Raw genomic sequence first — 16,194 nt, 5'->3', positions numbered from 1 at the left:
TCAGACCAGCGACCTGAATTTCACCGCGAGCCGGTCCAGTCCCGGTGCGGTGGCAAATTCGGCCCGCACCTTGCGCGAGGCGGCCAGGCCCAGGTCATCACGCAGGGCCGGTGTGGTGATCAGCCGGGCCATCGCCTCTGCCAGAGCTGCGGGGTCTGCCGGAGGCACCAGAATGCCGGTTGCTCCGTTATCGATCAGCTCCGGAATGGCGGAAACGGCGGTGGAAAGGCAGCACAGGCCCATGGACTGAGCCTCCATCAGCACGTTGGGCAGGCCGTCCCGGTCTCCGCTTTTCGTCACCTTGGATGGCAGGACGAAGAGATCAGCGTCAAGGGAGGCTGCAATCACCTCCTCACGCGGGCGTGCGCCCATCCAGGTGATGCGGGCGGACAGGCCAAGCTTCTCTGCCTGCGCCTTGAGGCTGTTGGACAGTTCGCCGCCGCCGATATGAGTGAAGTGCCAGTTCAGCCCCGCCGGCAGGCGGGCGAGGGCGGACAGCAGGTCATCGTATCCCTTCTTGGCCACGGCCCGTCCAACGGAGAGAAGCCGTACCGGCTCGCCGGTGCCATCACGGGTCGAGGGGCGTCCTGAAGGTTCAGGGAAGCCGGTGAAGTCCAGCCCGTGATAGACCAGCTCCACCTTGGAAGGGTCGGCGGAAAGGCTGCGCAGGTAATCAACGTTGACCGAAGTGCAGGTGACACCCCACGCAGCATCATCAAGCTTGGTGCGCAGCTCCCATTCTGGACTTGTCCAGATGTCCTTGGCATGGGCCGAGAAAGACCAGCCGCGCCCGGACAGATGTGCCGCATAGCGCGCCACTGAACAGGGCGTGTGCAGATAGTGAGTGTGGATCCACGTCACGTCTTCCGGCAGCTCATGGGCAAAGACGCAGGCCTGACCCCAGCGCCGGTGCCGTCCAGCGTTGCTCTCATGCTTCAGGTCCGCCTCGAACAGAGCGCGGGCGGCGGCATAGGTGGGCTGGTGTTCCGCCCAGCGGCGGGCGCGGGCGACCCGTTTTGGATCGTCCTTCAGATATTCCGGCAGATACAGCACCTCGGCACTGATCTGCCGGTGCAGCTCATGAATGAAGGGATCATAAGGCTTGCGCAGTGCGACGATCAGCTGGCCGATGCCCCGGCGCTCCAGCCCGAGGATTTCCTGCGCGATGAAGGTTTCCGACAGGCGCGGATAGCCTTTCACGACAACAGCAATGCGGGACATGGAACAGGCCTCTGGTCTTGATCGGAAAGGGCGCGCTCAGACGGCGGAGCGGCGCGGCTGCTGGAAGCGGGGGCGGGTGAACAGGATTTCCTCAACGCGGGTCTCGATCACTTCGATGCCGCCAAGCAGATTGTCAACGCCTGCTGAGGATGGACGGGCCTGTCCGGGCAGGGCTGCAAGCGCATTCAGCATGGGCTCAACTTCTGGATACCGCTCGATCGGCAGCACCGTCAGCAGTCCCTTTTCCTCTGCCTGAGCAGCGCGGATCGCCTGCTCCCGGCGCGGGATGATCCGCGGCACCAGCAGCGTCGGCTTATCGAAGGACAGGATCTCGCAGAAGGTGTTGTATCCGCCCATGCCGACAATGGCTGTTGCCGCCTGAAGGTAAGGCTCGATCTGTGGCGTGAAGCGCATGATATGCACGTCGCGCAGCTGCTCGGCGCGCGCCATGAAATCCGCGACGGCCGCCGCCGGCATGAAGGGGCCAAGCACGATCAGGGCCGGAAAGAGCGGCCGTCCGTGCGATTCATAGGCCCGCATCACCCAGTCCACCATTTCCACCCCGTCACCGCCGCCGCCGGGCGTGACCAGAATGAAGGGCTCATCGCCAAAGGGCAGGGGTTCGGACAGTTTTGCGCCCTTGGGCATCTCTCGGCGCAGGAAGCCGGTGTAGAGCATCTTGTCGAAGACGGACTCCGGCAGGTCGATCCCGGCCAGTGGATCGCACATACCTTCGGGGCCGTAGACCCACAGTTCGTCATACAGGTCTTCCAGGGCGGGATGCACGTTTTTGCGCTCCCACTCCTGCTGCAGGATCTGCGGGTCATCCATCACGTCACGCAGCCCCAGAACCAGCCGGGTGCCGGCCTTCTTCAGCATTTCCAGCGTGCCCAGCACCTCACCGCGCAGGCCAAGAGGCTCCTTGTCGACGATGAAGATGTCCGGGGCAAAGACCTGCGCAGTGTGCTCGATGATGGACGAGCGGATCTCCAGCGTGTGGTCGATGTTGAGATGCAGCGACAGGGACGTGTACTCCCCGTTGCGCAGCTTGATGACGCCAGGAATTCTTACAAAGTCCACACGCGAGCGGAATTCGAAGCTGCCGATGATGGGCGAGCCAGACAGGATCAGGACCGACAGGGTATCGAACTTGCCGACCAGCGATTGCGCAATGGCACGGCACCGGCGCAGATGCCCGAGGCCAAAGGAGTCATGGCTGTAGATCAGGATTCGTGGCGATTCGGACTTCATGTGCCCCCGCGTGCATGCCCCGTCTTGTGTCTCTGTCGCGGCCTTCCGGAGCGTTAGATGCTCCGGCATGAAGCCGATCCCTGTCCGTCCTGCGCTCTTGCTCTCTTGAATTCCGGCAGTTTTGGGGCGGATCAGAAAAACTTTCTGCCTCTATGGCATATCCGGCGTTGCGAGTTAACTGGCAACGTCATACCAGTACAGGGATGGCAGCAATTTCGCCAGACTGGACTTCACTATGGAAAAAGCCTTTTTCGCTTCATCTGGAAGTTCAGTGCCCGGCAGCAGCTCTTCATTCTCTTTCTCACGGTCCTGTCTTATCCGGTCAGCTACATCCTGCTGGAATTGCCCAAGCAGATCGTCAACGATGCTGTGCAAGGTGACGGTTTCCCAAGGGAAATGCAGGGCTTTGAATTTGATCAGATCTCCTATCTCTTCCTGCTCTGTATCACCTTTCTGGGTCTCGTTGTCGTCAGCAACGGGCTGAAACTCTGGATCAACGTCTACAAGGGACGGCTGGGCGAGCGCATGCTGCGCCGTCTGCGCTTCGAGCTTTTTCAGCGCGTGCTCAGGTTCCGCCTGCCGCATTTCCGGAAGGTGAGCTCCGGGGAAATCATTCCCATGATCACAGCGGAAGTGGAGGATGTCGGCGGCTTCGTCGGCGATGCCTTTGCGCTCCCGGCCTATCAGGGCGGGCTTCTGGTGGTGCAGGTGGGTTTCATCTTCATGCAGGACCCGCTGCTGGGGCTTGCTGCCGTCAGCTCCTATCCCCTGCAGGCCTACATCATTCCGAAGCTGCAGAAGAAGGTTGTTCTCCTATCCCGTCAACGGGTGAAGAACGTTCGTGTGATTTCGGACAAGCTGGGAGAGGCGATTACCGGCGTTCACGAGATCCACGCCAATGATACTTCGGCACTGCATTCCGCCGACATTGCAGATCGGCTTTATGAAAATTTCAAGATCCGATACGAGATCTACAATCGAAAGTACTTCATCAAGTTCGTGAATAATTTCATGAACCAGTTGACGCCTTTCTTCTTCTATCTGATCGGCGGCTATCTGGTCATCCAGGGCAATCTCAGCATCGGCGCCCTTCTGGCGGTCATCGCAGCCTATAAGGATCTGGCCGGCCCCTGGAAGGAACTGTTGGCCTATTATCAGCTCGTGGCTGACGTGCAGGTGAAGTACCAGACTGTGGTGGAAAACTTTGATGCCGCTGACATTTATCCAGTCGAGCGGCTCGTGGGTGACGAGCGCACAGCGCTCACTGGCGCACTCGAGATGCACAATGTCAGCTTCTCAGGAGGCGCGGCGGGGCAGGAAGTCCTCGGAGTTTCTCTCGATGTGCCGGAAGGAACCCATTGCGCCATCATCGGTGGCGATGGCTCCGGCCGCTCCGAAGTGCTGCAATTGGCGGCGGGGCTGGTCAGCCCCACCTCGGGCCGGGTGGAGATTGGCGGCCACGATCTGGAGCGGCTTGGGGAGGCAACCCTCGGCCGGGAAATCGCCTATGTCGGCGGCGCGGTTCATATCTGGACCGGCACCATCCGCGACAATCTCTATTACGGCCTGAAGCACCGCCCGCAGAACGAGGTGGAGCGCGCCGGCAAGGATCTCGACAGTTTCCTGCGGGCGATACGCGAGGCGCGGGAGACCAGCAATCCGCTGCATGACATCCACGCCACCTGGGAGGATCTGCGTGCTGCAGGCGTCGCCTCGCGGGAGGATCTGGATGTACTCGCGCTGGCGCTGCTGGCAGCGGCCGGGATGGAGGGGGACATCTACCGTCTCGGGCTCCAGTCCCGCTTTGATCCGCTCCGCGATCCGGTGTTTGCCGAGCGCATTCTGGCGGTACGTGCCCGCATTGGTGAGCGTATTGCCGGGGACGATCGCATCGCTGCGCTGGTCGAGCTGTGGGACGTCAACGCCTTCAATCAGAACGCCTCGCTGGCCGAGAATCTCTTCTTTGCCGTGCCGTCTGATCCCAATGTGATGATGGACCAGATGCCGACCATGCCGGAGGTCAAGCAGTTCCTGTCTGACACCGGACTCGAAACCAAGCTGCAGTTGCTGGGGCTGCGCATTGCCGAGACGATGGTGGAGCTTTTTGCCAATGTCAGCGGCGATTCGGGACTTCTCAGCACCTATTCCTTCATCACGCAGGATGATTTGCCCGAGTTTGACCGGATCGTGCGGGCGTTCCGCTCCGAAGCACTGAAGAACACGATTACGCCAGCTGACCGGGCACGGCTTGTAACGCTCGCTTTCCGGCTCATTCCCGCCCGGCACCGCCTGGGTGTTCTGGACGAGGACATGCGGGCAAAGGTGGTCGATGCCCGGCGCGATTTCCGGCGCAAAGTGGTTGAGGGCAGCCGCAACTTCATCGCAGTTGACCCGGCCGTCTATCTGCCGCCGCTGAGCATCGAGGACAATCTGCTCTTCGGCCGCGCCCGTCTGGACCGGCGAGATGCGCGCCAGCGGATTGACGCGCTGATGCGTCAGGTCGTGGAAGAAGAGGGGCTTCGTGAACCGATCATCTTCACCGGCTTCGACTACCACGTGGGCGTCAGCGGCTCGCGCCTGTCCGCCGGTCAGCGCCGCAAGCTTGCGCTTGTCAGAGCCCTTCTGAAAAATGCACCAGTCACAATTCTTGACGATGTTGCAGCCGGTCCCGGCGACGATGACAAACAGCTGCGCAGCATATTGCGGGAGATCCTTGCGGGCCGTACGGTACTGTTCGGAACGGCGCACGCTGGCATAGCATCGGAATTCGATCAGGCCGTGATCATGGATCAGGGCCGCACCGTCCGGCAGGACAATAGGGAAGAGCAGGCCTGAAAAACTCTGGCTGTAAGTAATGGTGTAATGGAGGTTCGCCGTGTCTCTCGATCTGGAAGTCGACGCCCTGCGCAAGGTGCCCCTGTTCCGTGGCATCGATGAAACCAAATTGCGGCTTTTGGCATTTATCAGTGACCGGATCGGTTTCCAGCCGGGGGAGCATCTGTGCGAGCAGGGAGAGGAAGGCGATACGGCCTTCATCATCCTGAAGGGGGAGGCAGATGTGAAGGTGCGCAGCAACGGTCATGACCAGACTGTGGCTGTCGCGCGTCAGCATTCCATCGTTGGTGAGATCGCCATCCTCTGCGATGTGCCGCGAACCGCAACGCTGGTTGCCAAAACAGATATGGATGTGCTGTCTGTCAGCAAGGACGATTTCCTGAAACTTTTGAAAGAGTTTCCCGATATGTCATTGGAAGTGATGAGAACTCTGGCCCAGCGTCTTGAACGCACGACCCGCGATCTGGCTGCTGCCAGGTCTGGTGAAGCGGCAGCATAGGGAGAGGCCGCGTGGCGGAAGATTTCTGGCTCCGGTGCTGGGGCGTGCGTGGATCGACACCCACTCCTGGGGCTGGCACCTTGAAGTATGGCGGTGAGACGACCTGTTTTGAACTGAGGGCGGGGGACGCGCTCGTTCTGGTCGACTGCGGCTCTGGTGCGCGCAAGCTTGGCACGGACCTGTGCGCTCAGGGCAGCCGGTCCTTTGACCTGCTCTTCACACATACGCATCTCGATCACATCTGCGGTCTGCCCTTCTTCAAGCCCGCCTATGATCCCACGTTCACCATCAATGCCTGGGCGGGGCATTTTCAGGACGAGACTGATCTGACAGATATCATCTGCCGGATCATGTCACCCCCATCTTTCCCGTGGCCGCCAACACGCTGAAGGCGGTGACTTTCCGCAGCTTCCGCGCCGGTGAAAATCTGCCGCGTGAAGATGGCCTGTCGATCCGCACAATCCGCCTCAATCATCCGGGCGGCGCATGCGGGTACCGCTTTGATTTCCAGGGCAAATCCATTTGCATCATTACCGACCACGAGCACGGCGACCCTGAGATCGACGCTAACGTGGAGCGCTTCGTCGCAGGCGCCGATGTTATGGTCTATGACGCCATGTTCACAGATGAGGAATATCCCACCTATCGCGGGTGGGGCCATTCCACATGGCAGAAGGCCGTCGAACTGTCGCAGAAGGCCGGGATCAAAACCCCTGTTCTCTTCCACCACGACCCGCGCCGTATGGATGACGGGATGGACGAGATTGCCGCGGCCGCAAGCGCTGCCTATCCGGGCTGTCTGACCGCCATGGAAGGCATGATCCTGCGGCCATGAGGGCCGCAGGGAAAGCGCGCCGCTTTTCCCATTCTATCTTCATTGCCGTTCAATGCGGCTGAGAGCGCAATCTATCCCCCTTTTCGCCGAAGGCCTGGAGCCTTGACCGTCTACGCCTTTAGGCGCAGAGTGCCTGCATGTGACGCTTTCGTCAATGAATGCGTAAAAAGCCAATATTAATCATTGGCTTGATAAGAATTTCAGGAGGAGCACATGCAGCTTTCATCGGCCATTGCGGCAGTCGTCACCGGTGGTGCATCAGGCCTGGGGGCCGCGACAGCCCGTCTGTTGGCTGCCAGCGGCGTGAAAGTGGCCCTGTTCGACCGCAATGCGGAGCAGGGCGAAGCGGTTGCCCGTGAGATTGGCGGACTGTTCGTCAGCGTCGATGTGACGAATGAGGAGAGCGTCAAGGCTGGCTTTGCCGCCGCCCGCGCCGCGCATGGCGTGGAGCGCATTCTCGTCAACTGTGCGGGCATTGCGCCTGCTGCCAAGACCACCTCGCGCGGTGAGCCGCATTCGCTGGAGCTGTTCGAGAAGGTGATTGCGGTCAATCTCTCGGGCACATTCCGCTGCATCGCCCACGCGGCCACCGCAATGTCGGCACAGGACCCGCTGACCGCAGACGGCGAGCGCGGCGTCATTGTTTCCACCGCGTCGGTCGCAGCTTTTGACGGGCAAGTGGGGCAGGTGGCCTATGCCGCTTCCAAGGCCGGGATTGCCGGCATGACGCTGCCGATCGCTCGTGACCTGTCGAAGTCGGGCATCCGTGTCATGACCATCGCCCCCGGCATCTTTGAAACGCCGATGCTCCTCGGTCTGCCGGAAGACGTGCAGAAGTCACTGGGTGAGCAGGTGCCGTTCCCCTCACGCCTCGGCAAGGCCGCGGAATATGCACAGCTGGTGAAGGCCATATGCGAGAACGAAATGCTCAACGGCGAGACAATCCGTCTCGATGGCGCTATCCGGATGGCTCCACGCTGATACTGGCCACGGTTGTCCGCCGCTTCAAGCAGCAAGATACTGCAAGTCATTGATGCCCATGGGGCAGATCGCAAGGCGCCGCATCAGATCTTGATGCGGCGTTTGTTTTGCCGGACAGCATATGACTGCCGGGCAGGGGGCGTCATTCTTGCTTTTTTCCACAGACCACTTCCGCTGCCGTCAAAAAAGCTGCCAACATGGCCGCCAAAGGGGAACTTTGTGATGTGGATGCCAGTTCTGGACTTTGCATCTCCATAGAACTCACAGGGATTTTCACCTGCCAGTTGCGAGAAAGAGGTCTCATGGCTCCCCGACTGCTTGATTTACCCGCACGCCCCCTTTCCCTGAAAGGTGACGTTGTATCCACGCCGAAAGCCGTGTTCTGGGCGTTGCCCCTGGTGCTGGCTCTGGGTGTCTTCCTGCTTGTCTGGGAAGGGCCGGATCTTTGGCGGGATATCCGCATCAACTCCAATCCGGTTGAAGTGGATGGAGATGTGCGCAATGGCAAATGCACCACGCGCCGCGGTGTCTTCACCGATTGCGAGGCGCAGGTGGTCTATACCTTCGAGGGTCAGACCTATCAGAGCGATGTCCGCATCATGTTCCTCGACATTCACATGGGGGACTATGAAGCGGGTATCGTCATTTCGCGGGACAATCCTGAGCTGGCCACGCTCACTCTCGGCATCGACAAGCTCTGGAACCGTATTCTGACGCTTGGCGTGTTCTGCCTGCTGCTTTTCGGTATCTGCTTCTACACGGTCTTTCAGCACATCCGGGCTCTCGGAGTGCAGAAGCGCCTGCGCAATCCCGCAGTCTTGAAGGAGATCCCGGTCGAAGTGACTGGCTTCGAGAGCAAGAAGGATGGTTTGTACATCACCTATACGGACAATCTGGCAGAGGACAAGACGGGCCGCGTTACCCATACGAAGCTGGAAAATGGCCAGCTGCCGATGATTGTCGGTCAGCAGAAGGGCCATGCTGTGGCTCTTGCTGTACGCCATGGCAACTCCGCGCTGCCGGTGCTTCTGGATGATCAGCTCACCCGCATCGAGATGACCGATGAGGAACGCCAGACCGCTCTGCGCCCGCTGGAAGGCCTCGAAGTGCCTGCCGATGAAGGTACGGCCACTCAGGCGATGGCTGGCCCTCCCGCCCCGTCGGCCGGTCAGGTCGTCATGCGCGGCGTGAAGGCCTTCGTGGGCATCATCCTGCTGATGATCGTCGGTGCGGTTGGCTTCTGGGTTTGGTACGTCACCAGTTCGCCCACTGCCTTCCAGCAGCCGGGTATGGAGATCAACAACATGATGCCCGGTCCGCTCAACCGTTGGGGCTGTGACCAGCTGAAAGCCCGTTTCGGCAATGACCGCGCCCCCTATGGCTGCACCGCCGCTGATCACCAGAGCTGGAAGTAATTCCGCTCTGGTGAGTGAAAAGAAAGCCCGGAACCTTGCGGTTCCGGGTTTTTTCGTTTGGCAGCGGGCGTGTGCCGTTATCATCCCCGCGAAGGTGTGGCTGACAACGGATGGCGAGCTTCTTTCCCTCACAGCCTCTGCAGCAAGGCAGGTGTTGGCCAGCCGTCGGCGGGGATGCCGAGGCGCTGCTGTTCGATCTGAACGGCGCGGCGGGTTCCGGAGCCGAGGATGCCGTCGATCTTGCCCACGTCATGGCCGCGAGCCTGCAGCTTGGTCTGAAGCGCGCGCATGCCGGCATCATCAAGACCCGGCTCGGGTGAGGTCTTGGCCATTACCGGTGCTCCGGCCAGGCGCGTGGCAAAATAGGCGGCGCTTGTTGTGTAGATGAAGGACTGGTTCCATTTCAGATAGATGCCGAAGTTGGGGAAGGCGAGGAAGGCCGGCCCCTTGCGCCCCTGCGGCAGAATGAGAGATGCGGGCAGTCCGCCTGCGGGAAGCGAGCCGTTGCGGGCCCTGACGCCAAGGCCCGCCCATTCGGAGACGGGCTTGGTCTTGTCGAGACTGCTTTCTTCCCACGGGAGATTGGCCGGAGTTTCCACCTCGATGAGCCAGGGCTGGCCGCGCTGCCAGCCGAGCGACTGGATGAAATGCGCTGCCGTCAGGATAGCGTCAGGCGCTGAGTTTTTAAGGTCAACGTGATTGTCGCCATCGCCATCGACGCCATAGCGGATGATGTCTTCGGGCAGCATCTGCACCTGGCCGATTTCACCCGCCCAGGCCCCGGTGGTGGTAGCAGGATCAAGGTCGCCATGCTTCACCATGTGCAAGGCGGCGATCAACTGTGGCCGGAATAGGTGAGGTCGGCGGCAGTCATGCGCCAGAGTGGCGAGGGCGTTGAAGGTGTTGAAATCGCCCTGCACCGCGCCAAAATCCGTCTCCAGCCCCCAGAAGGCGGTGATGACGGCGGCGGGAACGCCATAGTCGGCTTCAGCGCGGGCAAAGACCTGCGCGTATTTCTTCATGTTCTTGGCGCCGTGCTGCAGGCGCGCTGAACTGACCGAGCGTGCAGAAAACTCGATGAAGGTCTGCTTGAAGACGGCCTGTCCCCGGTCACGGGAGAGGACCTTCTTGTCGATCTGTGCGCTTGCCAGTGCCCGCGCCGCAATTTCCTGCTGGACGCCGCTGGCGACGGCTTCCTGCTCGACACCGGCCAGGAACGCCTTGAAGTCTCCGCCACATTGCGGTTGGGCGGCAAGGGCAGGCAGAGTGGCAATGCCGGTGAGAAGGGCGATCGCAGCGGTGCGGACGCTGCGGGGAAGGGCTTTCATCAGGCGACTCCGTCTCTCCATGGTTGCGAGAGGGTGGCCCGTCAGGCGGGAACCGTCAACCGCCCGCAAAAGGGAGGCGGCAGGATTGTTCCTGCCGCCGCTCCGTCAGAGAAGGCCTGCGCTCAGGCGAGCGAGAGCTTGACGTCGATGTTGTTGCGGGTGGCGTTGGAGTAGGGGCAGACCTGATGGGCGTCCTCGATCAGCTTCTGAGCCTGTTCCTGCGGCAGGCCCGGCAGCGAGACGGCGAGGGCAACCTCAAGGCCGAATCCGCCTTCCGAGCGCGGGCCGATGCCCACAGTTGCGGTGACCGAAGCGTCAGCCGGAACCTTCACGTCGCTCTGACGGGCAACCGCCTTCATCGCACCAAGGAAGCAGGCCGAGTAACCGGCGGCAAACAGCTTTTCCGGGTTGGCAGCATCACCGCCTGCGCCGCCCAGTTCCTTCGGCGTGGACAGGTTGACCTTGAAGGTACCGTCGAGAGTCTCGGCGGAGCCGTCACGGCCACCGGTTGCGCGGGCTGCGGTGGTGTACAGAACGTTCACGGGCATTTCGGTCTCCTGTATTTCTATCGTGTGCGATTTAATCGCAAGAGATAGATATGTAGTTTACGTCCGCTTGTCAAGCGTTGCGATTTGATCGTGTGCGAACTAAATTCCTCTTCTGAAGGAGTAACCCATGACCCCATCCACCTGTTCCCCCGAAAGTGAAGCATCTGGCTCGTTGACGCTTGGGGACCTCCTGTGCTTCTCCATCTATTCGGCCAGTCACGCCTTCAACCGGGCCTACAAGCCGCTGCTTGAGGGGCTGGGTCTCACCTATCCGCAGTTTCTGGTGATGATGGTGTTGTGGGAGGAAGATGATCAGACGGTTGGCGGGCTTGGCCAGCGGCTGGGGTTGGAATCCAACACGCTGACACCGCTGGTGAAACGGCTGGAAGCCATGGAGCTCGTTGCCCGCCGCCGCGATGCAGCGGACGAGCGGCAGGTGCGGGTGAAACTGACGGACAAGGGCGCGGAGATGCGCAAGGCCGGTCAGGCCATCCCGAGATGCCTTGGCGGAGCCGCCGGTTTTGATCTTGCAGAGATCCGGGACTTGAAGCGCAGGCTTGGCGCGCTTCAGCAGGCACTTGAAAAGGCCACGGCAAGCCTCACGGCCTGAGCGCGGGCTTTATTGGCAATTGCCACCGGACCTTGCGGTAAATGTGGATGGCTGGGTGCCGGGCGCAAATTTGCGGTAGCTGGCGCTGGAGCCGCAGGGGCCGCCCGAAGACTGAAACTCTTCCAGTGGCACGGACGGGGCAGGCTGCTGTTGAGGGAGAGCCTGCGGTAGCGAAGGCACCTGTACCGCTTGTGCCGGAACGCCGTAAGAGGGCAAGCCATAGGTGGGCGTGCCGTAAGCCGGTGTGCTGTATCTTTGGCTCACGCAGGTGCGGTAGGCGCTGTCGTAAAGCGCCTGCCAGACGCGCGGGTCCTGCGCCATGGTGCCGAGCACACCAAGGGCTGCGCCAGCATGGGCACCACGCTCTGCACCGGAGGGGCCAGCCCATGCGCCGCCCGCTACCGTGCCATTCATGGCGCCTTCCAGTATGTTGCTCATCATGTCGCGCCTGCCGCCGCCATGGGCGTTGGCAAACTCCCGGGCCGAGGCGTCACATGCCATATCCTGGCCCTGAGCGCCCGCAGGCAGCACGGTTCCCGCCGCCGCAAGAGCGGCGGCGAGGCCGAGGACAGAAAACATGGCGCGGGCAGTGGGCATCGATGAACTCCTTGGCTTCAAGCCTAGCACAGTCCTGCCTTCAGCGCCCACAGGGGCCTGAAAATCACCCGGCCGCCTGAGGGGCCATTGCCGCCATCACATCCTTCAGGGCCTCCACCGTGCGTGTGAAGGACGCCTTGCGGGCAGCGGGATCGTGGATGTTGCCGTTGAACATGATTTCGTCTGGCTGGTAGCGCTCGATCAGGCTGGCAAGCTGGCTGCGGATGGCTTGTGGCCCGCCGGTGACGCTGCATGAAAGAGCCATCTCCACCATGGCCAGCATCTGCGGGTCGAGCACGGCGTGGATGTCCTCAACGGGGCGGGGCAGGGGCCTGGCCGTCCGCTGCGCAGGTTGGCAAAGGCCTGCTGCATGGACGTGCGCAGATAGGCGCCCTCCGCGTCATCCTCCCCGGCAAAGGCATTCACCGCCAGCATGAAATGCGGGCGCTCAAGATGGCGCGACGGCTGGAAGCGGCTGCGGTAGATGGTGACTGCCTGATCCAGCGCCTGCGGGGCGAAATGGGACGCAAAGGCATAGGGCAGGCCGAAATGGGCGGCCAGCTGCGCGCCATAAAGGCTGGAACCAAGGATCCAGACCGGAACTTCCGTGCCTTCGCCGGGGATGGCCCGCACCTGCGCGCCAGGCTGGGCGGGAGAGAGATAGCCGATCAGCTCCTCCACATCCGCCGGAAAGTCATCGGAGGCCTGTAAGGTGCGGCGCAGGGCGCGGGCGGTGCCCATGTCAGTGCCGGGCGCCCGGCCCAGGCCAAGGTCGATGCGGCTGGGGAAGAAGGTTGCCAGCGTGCCGAACTGTTCGGCCACCACCAGCGGGGCATGGTTCGGCAGCATGATGCCGCCTGACCCGACACGGATGCGCTTCGTCGCATTGGCCACCTGACCAATGACGATGGCTGTCGCTGCGCTGGCGATGCCCGGCATGTTGTGGTGCTCGGCCAGCCAGTAGCGGGTGAAGCCGAGGTCTTCCGCGTGACGGGCAAGATCGAGGGTGCTGGCCAGTGCGTCACGCGCCGACGAGCCTTCCGGGATGGGAGAAAGATCCAGCATGCTGTAGGGCAGCATATGCGCCTCCGTGCTGTTTGCAGTGCAAAGGGTGGACAGGCGGGATGGCCTGTTCTGCTCCCCTTGAATTACGGACTGGACAGTCCATATTCAAGGCCATGATGAAAAAGACCGCCGAACCACGCCTTTCTGCTGCCGGTGCCAATGCCGGTCCGGGTCGCCCGCGTTCATATGACGAGGGTGAGGTTCTGCGTGCGGCGCTTGAGCTTTTCCGCCGTCAGGGCTTCGAGGCGACTTCGCTGGATGACCTGACACAGGCGATGGGCATCAGCCGTTCATCACTTTATGCGGCCTTTGGCTCCAAGCAGGATGTGCTGCTGGCTGCTCTGCGGCGCTACTCGGCAACGGCGCTTGAGGCGCTGAAATCCATCGGCGATGCGCCGCATGCGCACCGGGCAGAGGCGGTGGCCGCCATGCTGCGGGCGCTGGCGGACCCGTCGGGCGGCAAGCATGGCTGCCTGCTTGTCAACTGCATCACCGAGCTTGCGCCCCAGAACGAGGAGGTGGCCGCACTTGGCCGCCATCATCTGGAGCGGATCGAGGCGATTATTGCCGAAGCGCTGGATGAAAACGGGCCGGACGCCCTGCGGGGCCGGGCAAGGGCGCTGGCTGCGCTCGCCATTGGTACGCTCACCTTGCGCAAGTCCGGTCTCGATGAGGCCTACATCACGTCGGCGCTGGACGAGGGGCTTGCCCGGCTTCTCGCGCCGCCCCAGGCCGTTCCCGCCTAGAAACCCGCACACTCAACTCAATCCCCAGTAATGCCCAATTATGGACTGATTGATCCAAAAAGGGATGAAGACAACCCGGAAGAAGGAATGATCCATGACTGAAGCAAAGCTTTTCTCACCCGTTCAGGCTGGCAGCATGAAGCTGGCGAACCGCATTGCCATGGCGCCGCTGACCCGCAACCGCGCCCGCGCGGAAGATGATGCGCCCTATGACATTCACGTGGAATACTACGCCCAGCGCGCCAGCGCCGGCCTGATCATCACCGAAGCCTCGCAGATCAGCCCGCAGGGCAAGGGCTACGCCTGGACGCCGGGCATCTATTCCGATGCTCAGGTGGAAGGCTGGAAGAAGGTGACGGATGCCGTGCATGCCAAGGGCGGCAAGATCGTGATCCAGCTCTGGCATGTGGGCCGCATTTCGCACAACGTTCTGCAGCCGGGTGGGGCCGCGCCGGTTGCCCCGTCTGCTATCGCTGCTCAGTCCAAGGTCTATGACGGCAACGGCTTTGTCGACACGCCGCAGCCGCGTGCGCTGGAGGCGTCCGAGATCGCAGGTATCGTCGCTGACTACGTGAAGGCCTCCCGCAACGCGATTGCTGCCGGGTTTGATGGCGTCGAGATCCACGCAGCCAACGGCTATCTCATCGACCAGTTCCTGCGCACCGGCTCCAACACCCGCACGGATGCCTATGGCGGCAGCCTGGAGAACCGCACCCGTTTCCTCAAGGAAGTGATGGACGCGGTGGTGGATGCCATCGGCGCGGACAGGGTGGGCGTACGCCTCAGCCCCTTCTCAAATGCCAACGGCATTCATGACGACAACCCGGTCGAGACCTTCTCCCGCGCCGTGGACATTCTCAACGGCTACGGCCTTGCCTATCTGCACATGGTGGAAGGCCAGACCGGCGGCACGCGCGAGCTGAAGCCAGGCGAGGATATCGGCGCCCTGCGCGCCCGGTTCAATGGCATCTACATCGCCAACAACGGCTATGACCGGGCGAGCGCCATCGAGGCGGTGGAAAGCGGCCGTGCGGACATGGTCGCCTTTGGCCGTCCCTTCATCGCCAACCCGGATCTGGTGGAGCGCCTGCGCCGTGACGCCCCGCTCAATGAACTGGACCGCGACACGCTCTATGGCGGCGGCACCAAGGGCTACACGGACTATCCGGCCCTTGAGGGCAGCGCGGCCGCCTGAGGCTCAGCCTGCGCCTGAACATGCTTTCCGGCTGGTGCAGTCCTCTCTGTGTGCTAGCCGGGACGGCCTCGCGGCCACATCTAACCGCGAGGCCGTTTTTCGTCAGTGGCCTTCGACGAAACTTGCCAGCTGCATGAGAACGGTGCCCCAGCCATCGTGAAAGCCCATTTTTTCGTGGGTATCCTTGTCCTCGCGAGACCCATGCAGGACGCGCGCGGCATAGTTCGTGCCGCCATCGACCTCCTGAAGAGTGATGATCGCGGTCATGAAACCCTCCTTGCGCGGCCGGTAGCCCGGCAGAAGAGCGTCGGTGGAAACAATCCGGCGGTTCTCGATCACATCGAGAAAGCAGCCGATATTGTTCATCTTCGTGCCGTCCGGCAGGGTCATTGTTGTCTCGAAGGCACCGCCCGGCCGCAGGTCGAGCTGGTGCACCTCGGTCACGACCGGTTCCGGTGCCCACCACTTGGCGAGCGCGGCCGGATCCTTCCAGGCTTTCCAGATCGCGGCCGGTGGCGCCTTGATGATGCGGGAAATTTCGAGGTCAAGCTCGGGATCAAACATGTCACTCCTCCTCAGATGCGGTTTCCGTCTCGACAAAGGCCGCTAGGCGGTCCGTACGTGCCGTCCACATCGCCTTCTGGCTTGAAAGCCAGTCGTCCACCGGTGCGAAAGCCGCCTTGTTGAGGTTACAGGTTCGGGTCCTGCCCGACTTATGCGTTGTAATCAGCCCGCTGTCCTCCAGGACTGCGAGGTGTTTGAGAAACGAGGGAAGGGCCATCGAGAAGGGTCCGGAAAGATCCTTTACGCTGGCACTTCCCGCGCCCAGACGCTGAAGCACTGCCCGCCGGGTGGGATCCGACAGGGCATGAAACAGGGCGTCAAGTGGCTGCTGTTGGTTAGCCATATGGATAACTATTGTGATCCGATTGTGAGGTAAATGGCTAACTATAGCAGAACTTTTACCGGAACCGTACCGGAGCGTACTCTTTTGGGTTTTCCGCCCTTTCGCTCTCCCGAAAAACCTGCCAAACCCTAGATCTGAAGCACGCAGCAAGCGTGAGGCGG

The 16,194-nt window shown here is 61.7% G+C and carries 17 protein-coding genes and 1 pseudogene; 9 read left to right on the top strand and 9 right to left on the bottom strand.

The genetic code is table 11. The features are described from left to right. From ACQB61_RS11700 to ACQB61_RS11690, 3 genes are all read right to left on the bottom strand, one after another. Positions 1-1,221, bottom strand: a complete 1,221-nt coding sequence (locus tag ACQB61_RS11700; RefSeq protein WP_430512745.1) for a glycosyltransferase family 4 protein — start codon at positions 1,219-1,221, stop codon at positions 1-3. A gap of 36 nt (positions 1,222-1,257) precedes the next feature. Next, positions 1,258-2,472 (bottom strand): glycosyltransferase family protein, encoded by a 1,215-nt coding sequence (locus tag ACQB61_RS11695; protein ID WP_430512744.1) that lies wholly within the window; start codon positions 2,470-2,472, stop codon positions 1,258-1,260. Between the two features lie 174 nt (positions 2,473-2,646). Continuing rightward, the gene (locus tag ACQB61_RS11690) at positions 2,647-2,847 is read right to left on the bottom strand and encodes a hypothetical protein (RefSeq protein WP_430512743.1); all 201 of its coding nucleotides are present in this window, start codon (positions 2,845-2,847) and stop codon (positions 2,647-2,649) included. Here ACQB61_RS11690 and ACQB61_RS11685 point away from each other — a divergent pair. From ACQB61_RS11685 to ACQB61_RS11660, 6 genes are all read left to right on the top strand, one after another. Further along, positions 2,842-5,307 (top strand): ATP-binding cassette domain-containing protein, encoded by a 2,466-nt coding sequence (locus ACQB61_RS11685; RefSeq protein WP_430512742.1) that lies wholly within the window; start codon positions 2,842-2,844, stop codon positions 5,305-5,307. The two genes, ACQB61_RS11690 and ACQB61_RS11685, sit on opposite strands and share 6 nt — an antisense overlap. Before the next feature lie 40 nt (positions 5,308-5,347). Next, positions 5,348-5,806 (top strand): cyclic nucleotide-binding domain-containing protein, encoded by a 459-nt coding sequence (locus tag ACQB61_RS11680; protein WP_430512741.1) that lies wholly within the window; start codon positions 5,348-5,350, stop codon positions 5,804-5,806. An 11-nt stretch (positions 5,807-5,817) separates the two neighbouring features. Continuing rightward, positions 5,818-6,195 (top strand): MBL fold metallo-hydrolase, encoded by a 378-nt coding sequence (locus ACQB61_RS11675; protein ID WP_430512740.1) that lies wholly within the window; start codon positions 5,818-5,820, stop codon positions 6,193-6,195. After that, entirely contained in the window at positions 6,177-6,641 is a 465-nt protein-coding gene (locus ACQB61_RS11670; RefSeq protein WP_430512739.1) for an MBL fold metallo-hydrolase, read from the top strand. The genes ACQB61_RS11675 and ACQB61_RS11670 overlap by 19 nt, the downstream gene beginning before the upstream one ends. 213 nt (positions 6,642-6,854) lie before the next feature. After that, a complete protein-coding gene (locus ACQB61_RS11665; protein WP_430512738.1) occupies positions 6,855-7,622 on the top strand; it encodes an SDR family NAD(P)-dependent oxidoreductase in 768 nt (255 codons plus the stop codon). A gap of 302 nt (positions 7,623-7,924) precedes the next feature. Next, the gene (locus ACQB61_RS11660; protein ID WP_430512737.1) at positions 7,925-9,037 is read left to right on the top strand and encodes a hypothetical protein; all 1,113 of its coding nucleotides are present in this window, start codon (positions 7,925-7,927) and stop codon (positions 9,035-9,037) included. A 128-nt stretch (positions 9,038-9,165) separates the two neighbouring features. On the opposite strand, the gene ACQB61_RS11655 is transcribed toward ACQB61_RS11660, so the two are convergent. Together ACQB61_RS11655 and ACQB61_RS11650 are read right to left on the bottom strand one after the other, a co-directional pair. Continuing rightward, positions 9,166-10,365, bottom strand: coding sequence for a lytic murein transglycosylase (locus ACQB61_RS11655; protein WP_430512736.1), 1,200 nt, complete (start codon positions 10,363-10,365; stop codon positions 9,166-9,168). 122 nt (positions 10,366-10,487) lie between these two features. Continuing rightward, positions 10,488-10,913, bottom strand: a complete 426-nt coding sequence (locus tag ACQB61_RS11650) for an organic hydroperoxide resistance protein (protein ID WP_430512735.1) — start codon at positions 10,911-10,913, stop codon at positions 10,488-10,490. Between the two features lie 127 nt (positions 10,914-11,040). Between ACQB61_RS11650 and ACQB61_RS11645 the strand changes: the two genes are divergently transcribed. Beyond that, positions 11,041-11,523 (top strand): MarR family winged helix-turn-helix transcriptional regulator, encoded by a 483-nt coding sequence (locus tag ACQB61_RS11645; protein ID WP_430512734.1) that lies wholly within the window; start codon positions 11,041-11,043, stop codon positions 11,521-11,523. Between the two features lie 9 nt (positions 11,524-11,532). On the opposite strand, the gene ACQB61_RS11640 is transcribed toward ACQB61_RS11645, so the two are convergent. Together ACQB61_RS11640 and ACQB61_RS11635 are read right to left on the bottom strand one after the other, a co-directional pair. Next, positions 11,533-12,120 (bottom strand): hypothetical protein, encoded by a 588-nt coding sequence (locus ACQB61_RS11640; RefSeq protein WP_430512733.1) that lies wholly within the window; start codon positions 12,118-12,120, stop codon positions 11,533-11,535. A gap of 64 nt (positions 12,121-12,184) precedes the next feature. After that, positions 12,185-13,200 (bottom strand): annotated as a pseudogene (locus ACQB61_RS11635) (LLM class flavin-dependent oxidoreductase). Between the two features lie 98 nt (positions 13,201-13,298). Between ACQB61_RS11635 and ACQB61_RS11630 the strand changes: the two are divergent. Next, positions 13,299-13,931 carry a TetR/AcrR family transcriptional regulator gene (locus tag ACQB61_RS11630; RefSeq protein ID WP_430512732.1) on the top strand — a complete coding sequence of 211 codons (633 nt, stop codon included), beginning with the start codon at positions 13,299-13,301 and terminating at the stop codon, positions 13,929-13,931. A 94-nt stretch (positions 13,932-14,025) separates the two neighbouring features. Next, positions 14,026-15,126: an alkene reductase gene (locus tag ACQB61_RS11625; RefSeq protein ID WP_430512731.1), complete on the top strand. Its 1,101-nt coding sequence runs from the start codon at positions 14,026-14,028 to the stop codon at positions 15,124-15,126. 102 nt (positions 15,127-15,228) lie between these two features. On the opposite strand, the gene ACQB61_RS11620 is transcribed toward ACQB61_RS11625, so the two are convergent. Both ACQB61_RS11620 and ACQB61_RS11615 read right to left on the bottom strand, forming a co-directional pair. Next, the gene (locus ACQB61_RS11620; RefSeq protein WP_430512730.1) at positions 15,229-15,690 is read right to left on the bottom strand and encodes an SRPBCC family protein; all 462 of its coding nucleotides are present in this window, start codon (positions 15,688-15,690) and stop codon (positions 15,229-15,231) included. A 1-nt stretch (position 15,691) separates the two neighbouring features. Continuing rightward, entirely contained in the window at positions 15,692-16,033 is a 342-nt protein-coding gene (locus ACQB61_RS11615; protein WP_430512729.1) for an ArsR/SmtB family transcription factor, read from the bottom strand. Positions 16,034-16,194 lie beyond the last annotated feature (161 nt).

It is taken from the genome of Pannonibacter phragmitetus (genome assembly GCF_050510895.1).
GTDB lineage: Bacteria > Pseudomonadota > Alphaproteobacteria > Rhizobiales > Stappiaceae > Pannonibacter > Pannonibacter phragmitetus_B.
This window is presented reverse-complemented; position numbering and strand designations above follow the sequence as displayed.

Excerpts from the sequence above, each read along its gene's own strand:
- ACQB61_RS11695 (WP_430512744.1), bottom strand. The coding sequence starts at position 2,472 with ATGAAGTCCGAATCGCCACGAATCCTGATCTACAGCCATGACTCCTTT.
- ACQB61_RS11700 (WP_430512745.1), bottom strand. The coding sequence starts at position 1,221 with ATGTCCCGCATTGCTGTTGTCGTGAAAGGCTATCCGCGCCTGTCGGAA.
- ACQB61_RS11630 (WP_430512732.1), top strand. The coding sequence starts at position 13,299 with ATGATGAAAAAGACCGCCGAACCACGCCTTTCTGCTGCCGGTGCCAAT.
- ACQB61_RS11645 (WP_430512734.1), top strand. The coding sequence starts at position 11,041 with ATGACCCCATCCACCTGTTCCCCCGAAAGTGAAGCATCTGGCTCGTTG.
- ACQB61_RS11660 (WP_430512737.1), top strand. The coding sequence starts at position 7,925 with ATGGCTCCCCGACTGCTTGATTTACCCGCACGCCCCCTTTCCCTGAAA.
- ACQB61_RS11640 (WP_430512733.1), bottom strand. The coding sequence starts at position 12,120 with ATGCCCACTGCCCGCGCCATGTTTTCTGTCCTCGGCCTCGCCGCCGCT.
- ACQB61_RS11665 (WP_430512738.1), top strand. The coding sequence starts at position 6,855 with ATGCAGCTTTCATCGGCCATTGCGGCAGTCGTCACCGGTGGTGCATCA.
- ACQB61_RS11650 (WP_430512735.1), bottom strand. The coding sequence starts at position 10,913 with ATGCCCGTGAACGTTCTGTACACCACCGCAGCCCGCGCAACCGGTGGC.
- ACQB61_RS11625 (WP_430512731.1), top strand. The coding sequence starts at position 14,026 with ATGACTGAAGCAAAGCTTTTCTCACCCGTTCAGGCTGGCAGCATGAAG.
- ACQB61_RS11615 (WP_430512729.1), bottom strand. The coding sequence starts at position 16,033 with ATGGCTAACCAACAGCAGCCACTTGACGCCCTGTTTCATGCCCTGTCG.
- ACQB61_RS11620 (WP_430512730.1), bottom strand. The coding sequence starts at position 15,690 with ATGTTTGATCCCGAGCTTGACCTCGAAATTTCCCGCATCATCAAGGCG.
- ACQB61_RS11655 (WP_430512736.1), bottom strand. The coding sequence starts at position 10,365 with ATGAAAGCCCTTCCCCGCAGCGTCCGCACCGCTGCGATCGCCCTTCTC.